This window comes from Clostridium sp. (genome assembly GCF_036642255.1).
In the GTDB taxonomy this organism is placed as follows: domain Bacteria; phylum Bacillota; class Clostridia; order Clostridiales; family Clostridiaceae; genus Clostridium_J.
In genome coordinates this window covers 22,911-32,438 of the sequence record NZ_JAVWDJ010000041.1, presented here as the reverse complement: position 1 = coordinate 32,438, position 9,528 = coordinate 22,911, and the positions used below count along the sequence as shown (strand labels likewise).

10 protein-coding genes are annotated in these 9,528 nt (G+C 29.7%); 4 read left to right on the top strand and 6 right to left on the bottom strand.

Annotated features, from left to right (window positions below; all coding sequences use genetic code 11):
- Positions 1 to 999 (top strand): aspartate--tRNA(Asn) ligase (gene aspS / locus RR409_RS16835; protein WP_332558931.1); only part of this gene is annotated, 999 nt, incomplete at its 5' end.
- Between the two features lie 162 nt (positions 1,000 to 1,161).
- Here the strand turns inward: aspS and RR409_RS16830 are convergent.
- A complete protein-coding gene (locus tag RR409_RS16830) occupies positions 1,162 to 1,530 on the bottom strand; it encodes an HsmA family protein (protein WP_332558930.1) in 369 nt (122 codons plus the stop codon).
- A 499-nt stretch (positions 1,531 to 2,029) separates the two neighbouring features.
- Here RR409_RS16830 and RR409_RS16825 point away from each other — a divergent pair, with 499 nt between their 5' ends.
- The gene (locus RR409_RS16825; protein WP_332558929.1) at positions 2,030 to 3,676 is read left to right on the top strand and encodes a hypothetical protein; all 1,647 of its coding nucleotides are present in this window, start codon (positions 2,030 to 2,032) and stop codon (positions 3,674 to 3,676) included.
- A 533-nt stretch (positions 3,677 to 4,209) separates the two neighbouring features.
- The gene (locus RR409_RS16820; protein ID WP_332558928.1) at positions 4,210 to 4,389 is read left to right on the top strand and encodes a hypothetical protein; all 180 of its coding nucleotides are present in this window, start codon (positions 4,210 to 4,212) and stop codon (positions 4,387 to 4,389) included.
- A 195-nt stretch (positions 4,390 to 4,584) separates the two neighbouring features.
- Here RR409_RS16820 and RR409_RS16815 read toward each other — a convergent pair whose 3' ends face one another.
- A complete protein-coding gene (locus tag RR409_RS16815) occupies positions 4,585 to 4,710 on the bottom strand; it encodes a hypothetical protein (RefSeq protein WP_332558927.1) in 126 nt (41 codons plus the stop codon).
- 268 nt (positions 4,711 to 4,978) lie between these two features.
- On the opposite strand from RR409_RS16815, the gene RR409_RS16810 reads away from it, so the two are divergent.
- Positions 4,979 to 5,737 carry a class I SAM-dependent methyltransferase gene (locus RR409_RS16810; RefSeq protein WP_332558926.1) on the top strand — a complete coding sequence of 253 codons (759 nt, stop codon included), beginning with the start codon at positions 4,979 to 4,981 and terminating at the stop codon, positions 5,735 to 5,737.
- Positions 5,738 to 5,912: 175 nt separating this feature from the next.
- On the opposite strand, the gene RR409_RS16805 is transcribed toward RR409_RS16810, so the two are convergent.
- From RR409_RS16805 to RR409_RS16790, 4 genes are all read right to left on the bottom strand, one after another.
- Complete coding sequence (locus tag RR409_RS16805) at positions 5,913 to 6,068, bottom strand: hypothetical protein (protein ID WP_332558925.1); 156 nt, start codon at positions 6,066 to 6,068, stop codon at positions 5,913 to 5,915.
- 394 nt (positions 6,069 to 6,462) lie between these two features.
- Positions 6,463 to 7,203: a hypothetical protein gene (locus RR409_RS16800; RefSeq protein WP_332558924.1), complete on the bottom strand. Its 741-nt coding sequence runs from the start codon at positions 7,201 to 7,203 to the stop codon at positions 6,463 to 6,465.
- A gap of 602 nt (positions 7,204 to 7,805) precedes the next feature.
- A complete protein-coding gene (locus RR409_RS16795) occupies positions 7,806 to 8,429 on the bottom strand; it encodes a DUF47 family protein (RefSeq protein ID WP_332558923.1) in 624 nt (207 codons plus the stop codon).
- Positions 8,430 to 8,450: 21 nt separating this feature from the next.
- Entirely contained in the window at positions 8,451 to 9,503 is a 1,053-nt protein-coding gene (locus RR409_RS16790; protein WP_332558922.1) for an inorganic phosphate transporter, read from the bottom strand.
- Positions 9,504 to 9,528: the final 25 nt, after the last annotated feature.

Below are 9,528 nucleotides of genomic sequence, written 5' to 3'. Positions count from 1 at the left end.
CCTATTGAGATAAATAAAAAAGAATTAGAAGTAAATTTAGATACTATGCTTAATAATAGAGTTCTTAGCTTAAGGCAGGAAAAGAAAAATGCTATCTTCAAAATTCAAGGGCTTATTGCTCAAGGTTTTAGAGAGTTTTTGATTGGTGAAGGCTTTACAGAAATTTTCACTCCTAAAATTGTGGCTGAAGGTGCTGAAGGTGGTACTGATATGTTTGAGGTAAAATACTTTGAAAACAAGGCCTATCTTACTCAAAGTCCCCAATTTTACAAACAAATGATGGTAGGCGCAGGCTATGAAAGGGTTTTTGAAGTGGGAGCTGTGTATAGAGCAGAGCAGCACAACACAAATAGACACTTAAATGAATATGTAAGCATGGACTTTGAAATGGGATTCATAGAAGACGAAGAAGATATAATGAAAATGGAAGAAAAGCTTTTATGCTATATACTAAATAAACTTCAACTAGAAGGAAAAAAATATTTTAACATCTTTGAATTAGAAATTCCTAAAATAGAAAGTAGTATTCCAAGACTTAGATTTAGTGACGCAATAGATATCTTAAGAAATGAATATGGGAAAACTGAACTTCAAGGTGACTTAGATCCAGAAGGAGAAAAACTCATTTATAAGTATGCTAAAGAAAAATTTGGTAGTGATTTCTTATTTCTAACCCATTATCCAAGAAGGAAAAGACCTATGTATACCATGCCTTGTGGAGAGGAAGAAACTCATTCCTTTGACCTTTTATTTAGAGGTCTTGAAATAACCACTGGTGGTCAAAGAATTCATAACTATAATATGCTTATAGAAAATATAAAATACAAAGGTCTAACTCCAGAAAGCTATGAAGGATACATTAGCACCTTTAAATATGGTATGCCACCACATGGAGGTCTAGCTATAGGCCTTGAAAGGCTTACAGCCCAGCTTTTAAGACTGTCAAATGTAAGAGAGACCTCTTTGTTTCCAAGAGATAGGACTAGACTAATCCCATAAAAAATATAGGAGTTGGAAACTATATTCCCAACTCCTTACTTATTATTCCATACCTATATAAATGAACTTAACCAAAGTATTTTTATCAAATAAATTTTACTAGTATTTTATAATACTTTCCTTAATGCTTTTCAGCAAATCTAACGCCTTAAGAAAATTAGATTATTTAGCCATTCCAAATACTGCACCAGATAAAAATGGAACCAACCATATAATCCAAACTATAATACTAAATTTGTGAAAGCTAATTTTTGCTTTTTCATCATTTTTCTTTAAAACTATAGTAGCCCAAAGAGCATGGAAAAGCATTAGTACAATGGCAAGAAAACCTGTGATGCTATGAAAGTTTATAGAAAAACCTACCCCTGCAATCTTGCTCATAAGGGTTGTCCCTAAAGTATCAAAAGCTAAACCAATCCAAAAAACAACTAGATGCCAGTTTTTCAATTCACCTTGTCTTTTTTCACTCCATACCCCAATAGTATAAAATAAAAGTGCTAAATTGATAGATATTACTGCGTAAATTAACATACGAAATCCTCCTTGTATGAACACTGTTCATTATAATATAAAAATAAAATCTCATTTTAAAAGAGATAAGTTTAAGTTATAACTAGTTTTTTTACAACCTGAACAATGTTCATTTTATAGTATTACTTATATTATGTCAAGAGAAACTATTTGAATCATAAATTTATGCTGAAAACTATTATACAATTTCCCCTCCTATTCTTATACCTTGCCTACTTTCTAACTATTGCTAATAGTTTATTTTGTATTTCATTTTCATTTACTCTCAACAGTTATATTATTTAAAAGATACTTTTCTTCATTATAGTTTAGTTTCTTAAATAATACAGCTTCATATACATTTCAATAGCTTTCTAGAAATTATAATTTGTAATATAATGTATTTATACCATGAACTGGGTGAAATGCCTTAAAGAATTTAAAATACTCCTATTTGCTTTATATAGTGACTAAACATTATGGCTAAAGGCAATTTTATTATAGAAAGAAGGTACTATTTATGGACAATAAGAAGCTTAAACTTATTATAGGTTTATCCCTAATATCAGTAGTTTTATTCTTAGGACTATATTCTTTAAGTGATGTTAAATATTCCTCAAATGAAGGTCTTTCCTATGATGAGAAAAAAAGAGATGCTAAATATTTAATGGATTTTCTTGAATACTCATATCCTTACCTTGAAGATATAAAAGAAAAAAATGGACAAGATATTTTAAGAAATAAAAACAAAATAATTAATGTCTTAAGTAAAACTTCTTCCGATGAAGAATTCTTTAAAAGTATATCCATTCTTTTTAGAAGTCTCGCTCCAATGTCTCCTTCAATAAATATAACAGGAGAACCTTTCAACTATGGTTTTACTTATCTAGACAAGGACCTTGGTTTAAATGCTAGTACCTACAGAGATAGATTTTTAGAGGCAAAAATAAAATGGGAACCAATTCAGCAGAAATATTGGGAAACCTCAGGTTTTGCTTACATTAATATGAATATACACACTCAGTATATCAATGGTGATTATTACATAACTGGTAGCCAAACTCCAGATGCACATATTGGAGATAAGGTTATTGATATAGACAGAGTCCCCGTTGACGAATATGTGAAAAACTTGCCATATGACAAATTTTATAAAGACTATGATTATAATTATGAAAAATATTTTACGTATACCCTATTTCTCTTAGACGAAAAAATATCCTCAAGAGAAATTACTATTGAAAACTCTTCTGGAGAACAGAAAAAAATAGAGGTTTTACCTTATGACATTAATAAACCTCTTTTAGAAGATGGTTTTAAAGCTTATAATGCTGATGGAAACTTTGCATTAAAGGAACAAGAAATAAGAAAAAGTATTAAGTTTCTTAATTTCTTAGATGACGAGAAAATTTTAGTATTAAACTTTTCTGCATTTAATGATCTATATGTACAGGGTAACCCTAATGAAAAAAAAGAAAACTTATTTTCATTGATAGATAATAGTGAGTATCTAGTATTGGATCTTAGAAATGGTTTTGATAATGGATTTTTTTATAATACACTAGATTACATTGCTCCTAAAGAGGTAGATTATACAGACTATACAATAATTAAAAAAAATAAGGTAAATGATGAATTTGCCCTTTCTTATAGTAATAGTCTCACCTCTTTTAGTTCTGAATTAATATCACCATTGGAGTCCTTTGAAAAAAGATATCCATTATCTGACTATCGTGTCTACAAGGAAAAAAGAGTTAAAATAAATGGAATGAATAAATATAAAGGCAAGGTTTTTGTTTTATATGATAATACCTTTGCCACTGAATATGCTACAGAAACATTAAAATTAATTATTGATAACAATATTTGTACAGTAATAGCTCCTAACAAATTCAATCTAAAAGAAAACCATTATCCACTCCCTACATATTTTATGCTACCTAACTCTAATTTGCCTATTCAAATTAAAACCACTAGGAGGGTAGATGAAAGTGGTATATCCTTTGATAAACAAGTAGTAACCCCTCAAGTAATAATTAAAGAAAATACATCTAAAATAATTGAAAGTTTAAAAAGAGGAGAAGGTAGCAACATTGTCTTGGGTAATGATGAACTCTACACTAATAGTGATGAATACTTTACTGAAGTACTAAAGCTAATAAAATAAAGTTAAACAATTAGAAAATCACCATCTGATATATTTAAATTTAAAGAGGCACTTAGATAAAGACTAGGTGCCTCTTTTGTGACTATATACTTTATTTAAACCTATTATCAATTTAAGAGATCTGTAGCCCCTACTTATTTATATACTAATGAATATTTACTTTTAATCTAATTACAAATCCATGTTGTTTTATAATGTTAATGAAACAAATTAGTTATAATATTTTTTTCAGCATCTGTTATTATAGCAAATTAACTTTTAGTAACTAGAATGTATAGATAAAGTTATAAATTAGTTTAGTGTTTTTACTAGTCATACCTATATTTAAAATTTGAAAATTTTTAAATTATGAAATGGATTAATGTGGTCCAAATATGAAAGCACTGGACTGGGGTTGTTTTAACTTTGAGTCCATGTTAACATATACTCATCAGCAAGGTACTTAACATATAAAAGCTACTGATTACTAAAAGGTATTATACATACCCCTATGGAACCAAGTGCAAAATAAAAAATAAGGAGTTGTTGATATAATGGCAAATAAAATATTAGCTTTTATTTTATCATTATGTACTGCAGGTGGACCTGCTGCAGGAACTGTTATTGGAACAGTTGCTGGTGAAGTGATAAATAATGTAGATTTGCCAAAATTTCCAACACAAGCTATAGTTGAAAAAGTCCTTTCAAATATGCCTGAGATAGACATCTCATAGACTTGCCATTAAATTAATTAAATATTTATGATAACCTAACTTAGTTAGATGTAAATATTTCTTCAAAAACAAACACTGTGTTTTGATTTGGCACACAATACTCCTTAACAAATTATTAGGGAATAAAATTACAGTTTTACTATTATTAATTTACTATAATAAAGATATCACAACCACTTTGGGTTGTTTTTTGTTTTATGCAGCATTATTTTTTCTTACTTGTTTTTTTATAATATATCTTAGTTCATTAACTCTCCCTACATAATCAACTTCTATAAGACAAACTTTCATAGAATTAATATAAACTAATTTTAAGTTCATTAAACGTAGGAACCTTCAACTGCACTAATGCATCTCAGCGCATTAAGCACAATGTAGAGTTAATTGTAAAACTAATGTAACTTTTCAATTGGCCATAACATATTATAAATATAATCACAATTATTAGGAGTCAACTATGAGAATAAAATGCAGTAACTGCTGAGTGCTATTGTAGAACTCTGATAGCAGATTGTATGAGCAAATTACGTTATCAATACAATTGCACTACTTTTTACAGTAAAAGTCATAGTAAAAAGGAGCAATATATATGAATTATGATGAGCTTATTGAATCATGGAAAAAAGAAGAAGAGTATGTTTTTGTGGGATGGAATTTTTCTCACTTAAAAGACAGAGTTAAGATAGAACCTCTACCTTGGAAATATAAACAAGTTATTAAATCCTATATGGATAATAAAAAGATTATGTTAGATATGGGAACTGGCGGTGGGGAGTTTCTTTTATCCTTAAACCCTACTCCTGGAAACACCTTTGCTACTGAAGGTTATCCACCTAATGTAAAGTTAAGCACTGTGAATCTTTCGCCTTTTGGTATAGAAGTAAGGCAGGTTTATGAAGACACAGCACTGCCTTTTCCTGATGAAACCTTTGATATTATTATTAATAGGCATGAATACTTTTGTCCAAAGGAAGTTAAAAGAATTTTAAAACCTCAAGGAGTTTTTATAACTCAACAAGTAGGTGGCAGAAATAATAAGGAGCTTTCAAAGTTTCTCCTTGGAGATTATCCTAATATCATCAGCTTTGATTTTAATCTCGAAACCAACCTAAAAGGAATAGAAGCTGCTAGCTTAAAAGTGCTTCAAAAGGCTGAATTCTTTCCTATTTCTCGATATTATGACATTGGAGCTCTTGTATATTATTGTAAAATTATTCAATGGGAATTCCCCGACTTCTCAGTAGAAAGATGCCTAGAGCCCCTATTAAAGTTACAAAAAAATCTAGAGGAAACTGGCTATATTGAAAGCGTTGAGCATCGTTTTTTCATTGTCGCCAAAAAAGAATAATAAATATAAAAGGCAACCATATTAGTTTGCCTTTTTCACTATGTTTATATCTTTATCCCACTAGTTATTAATATTTAATAAAATAAAAGACAATCATTTGCTGATTGCCTCAATTGCGTAATAAACTTTGATTTTTAAGTAGTTTGGTTTATTCATTCTATAAACTAGGGTTGCACTACTTATCAAAAAGTCCCCCGCCATTAACTTTTCTCCTTGCGTTTTGTCCTTGGCCAATAGTCTTTTCTGGTCTTCCAAGCGATCCCTTTTGAGAACCCTTTTGTTTTTTAGCTTCAATTATTTTCTTCATCATTTCTATATTCTTTTCTGACATGTTACTCTCCTTTAAAAATCCATTAGTTTTTAGTTTTCTTAGTCAATTTAGTGTATCTGAAACAAAATAACAAGTTAATATGTACCGAATACTTTACGTCCTAAAATAGCTTTATGCTAATAAAGAAGCAGTTTATACTTATAGTTGTGCATAAACATATATGTTCAGTTGATGCATATGCTACAAAATAGAATTTCATTAGCTTAGTTATTTTTACTAGACGCCTTATACCTAAAAATTATAGTTATCACAGCCACATTACTTACAGTAATTTAACATTAATTAAATACATTCAATATAACATATATTTTTAAGATAATTTTGAACTTAACTTTTACTATGCTTGTGCAAGGTTATTTTACCATATTTTTATACTTCATTCCTACATCTTAGCCTATTTTAAAAAATAATTTGTAATAGTATTTTTCATTTTTTCCTTATTTTCTTCAAGTTGAGGCAATCTATGCGCATTTGCGCCTGATGGATGAGGAAAGCCTCTTAGACACTGGGACTCTTCTAAGACTCCAGATTTAATTAATATATTAAGAACTTCTTCTACAGATTTTCCTAAAGGTATAAATAAAGCATGTTTTAACGTATCTACCTGGGGGTAAAAGTAACTTTTTACATATTTCATTAGTAAATTATTTCCCAGAATTTTAGGTTTGTGGCCTGTATAGTTTTTTCCATCTACAAATACTGCGAATGGAATTATCGAAGTGGTATGAAGAAAATAATCTTTATCTCCAAAGAGCTCGTTAGAACTTTTCATACCAAGTACTTTGTGTAGTTCCAGTTCATCTAACATATCAATAATATTTTTCCGAATGATACCATAAAATCTTCCTTCTCTTTTACATATGTAGGAGATATTTTCTAAAGATAGTTTTTCTTCTATGGCTTCTCTTGCTATTGCAAGAGATTTACTCATTTGTTGGAATCCTGGAGTTATACCAACAATGAAAATCTTAGCTTTTTCATTAATATACTCATTATGAGTGCAATAATAAATTTCCATACTTTCTTGTTTTTCTATCAAAAAATCTAAAGTTAGTATATCTTCTTTTTCATACACCATTTTCAAAGGAAGCTTTTCTATTTTATTATAATAATGTTCTACAGTTAAATTATCCATGGTTTTTACCTCTTAACTAATATTCAGACGAATAATACTAAAAACCTTGATTTACACCTTTTAACATAAAATCAAAATCATATTTTTATTTATGTACATCCATATCACAGCGCATTGCTTAAACCCTTTAATATCTGGATACTTCAAATTTCCATGTTTAAACCTATGTATTTTAAACTCTTATGTCTTACTGAATTTTCTATAATATCATTTTATCCATATTTATATTTTTAGGCTATTAAAGCCTTTTATACCTAGTAAATTATACAATCTTTATAATCAAATAATTAACAATTTAACTTAATAGATTTTAAACTTATTTAACTCCTGATATATGATAATATCTTAGAGTTAATTTAATTAATCCTAGCCTACAATTCAGCTATAATTAATAAAAGGAATTCTTCTTATTCCATTGTAACGCCTACTTATTACGAACTTCTATTGGATATAAGTCAAGTAAGCCTATCGAAGTCAAAATAATTAATGCATCAACACTACATTCTATTTTTCTTTGATTCGAATAAAAAACTGCAACAAAATGCAAACAAGCAAGAAACAGTTAATATTAGTTAACTATCTCTTACTTGTCAAATTTTATCCTAAGAATTCTTCATTACAATATTTTCAATGGTATTTGCTACTTCTTCACAGCTATCACAGCATTTTTCTAATAAACGATATATTTCTGTCCAAACCATTAATTCTACTGGATCCTTTGAATTTTTATAAAGATTACGCACACCATTTATGTAAAGTTGATCTCCTTCTTCTTCTAAACGGTTTACTTCTACTATTGCAGCATGAAGAGTTTTTGATCTTTTAAAATTCTCAAATTCTGTCAGAGCCGAATTCATTGATTTGCAACAATCCATAATTATTTCAATGAACTTAGATATTTCAGGTCTAATAACCTGTACATTATACATGTCAATCCCTATTAAAACATCCTCAATTGAATCTATTACATCATCAATATTATCAGTAATACTGATAATATCTTCTCTTTCTATTGGTGGAAGAAACTCTTTTACTAATCTATTAGTTATTTTATGTTTTTCAAGATCTGCAGTATGTTCAATATTGTGCATCTCTTTTACTTTTTCTTCAATTGTATTTGCATCAAAATTATGTAAAGTTGAACTTAACATTTCAACTGCCTTTAATGAGAAACTTGATAAATCACCGAAAGCCTTAAAATAATTAAAATCTCTATTATTTGCCATCTTACATCTTCCCTTCCTTTTTTAGAATAATTTCATAGATATATATGCCATTAAATATCCAAGGAGACCACAACCAGGGAATGTTAAAACCCAAGCTAGTACCATTTCCTTTACTACACTCCAGTTAACAGCAGAAATTCTTTTTGCTGCACCAACACCCATAATTGCAGTTGTCTTGGTATGAGTAGTACTAACAGGAATACCGAATGCTGAAGAGATCAATAGACAAGCTGCTCCAGCTAAATCTGCTGAAAAACCTTGATATGTCTCTAATTTTACCATGTCCATACCTACCGTTTTAATAATACGATAGCCTCCTATGGATGTACCAATTGCCATTACTGCTGAACAAAGTATCATAAGCCATATTGGAATAGCAAATTCAGTTACGTTAGCTTGACCATTCGCAAGGAAAATACCAAGCATAAAAACTCCCATAAACTTCTGACCGTCTTGTGCTCCATGCATGAATGCCATTGCTGCCCCACCGGCAACCTGTGCACTTTGAAAAATTGGTTTAGATCTACGTCTATCCATGCGTTTAAAGAGAGCTTGTATTACCCGAACTATAAGAAATCCGAAACCTAATCCCATGATAGTAGACATAAATAACCCATAAACAACTTTCATCCATTGTTCACCGTTTATTCCAGAAAATCCGCCTTGTAATGCAATTGCAGCTCCTGATATACCTGCTATTAATGCATGGCTCTCACTAGTTGGAATTCCAAGTACCCAAGCAGCAGTTGCCCATATTACTATAGCAAGTAATGCTGCACTTAGTGCAATTAGTGCATCTCTTGAGTTCCCCCCAAAATCAACCATTTTATATATAGTTTGTGCAACTGTTGCATTAAATATAGTCATAACTAAAACGCCTAAAAAATTGAAAACTGTAGCCATTAATATAGCGTTTTTTGCACTAATTGCTCTTGTAGAAACACAAGTGGCAATTGCATTAGGTGCATCAGTCCAACCATTTACCAAAATAACACCCAACACAAGTAATACTATAAAAAACAATGCTGGATTCGATATTAGTTGCTGCAAAAAACTTTCCAAAGTAATGCTCATTTTTTAACCTCCATTAATGATTTAA

Coding starts and splice junctions, on each gene's coding strand:
- RR409_RS16820 (WP_332558928.1), top strand. CDS start 4,210: ATGGCAAATAAAATATTAGCTTTTATTTTATCATTATGTACTGCAGGT.
- RR409_RS16815 (WP_332558927.1), bottom strand. CDS start 4,710: ATGAACTTAAAATTAGTTTATATTAATTCTATGAAAGTTTGTCTTATA.
- RR409_RS16830 (WP_332558930.1), bottom strand. CDS start 1,530: ATGTTAATTTACGCAGTAATATCTATCAATTTAGCACTTTTATTTTAT.
- RR409_RS16805 (WP_332558925.1), bottom strand. CDS start 6,068: ATGTCAGAAAAGAATATAGAAATGATGAAGAAAATAATTGAAGCTAAA.
- RR409_RS16825 (WP_332558929.1), top strand. CDS start 2,030: ATGGACAATAAGAAGCTTAAACTTATTATAGGTTTATCCCTAATATCA.
- RR409_RS16800 (WP_332558924.1), bottom strand. CDS start 7,203: ATGGATAATTTAACTGTAGAACATTATTATAATAAAATAGAAAAGCTT.
- RR409_RS16810 (WP_332558926.1), top strand. CDS start 4,979: ATGAATTATGATGAGCTTATTGAATCATGGAAAAAAGAAGAAGAGTAT.
- RR409_RS16790 (WP_332558922.1), bottom strand. CDS start 9,503: ATGAGCATTACTTTGGAAAGTTTTTTGCAGCAACTAATATCGAATCCA.
- RR409_RS16795 (WP_332558923.1), bottom strand. CDS start 8,429: ATGGCAAATAATAGAGATTTTAATTATTTTAAGGCTTTCGGTGATTTA.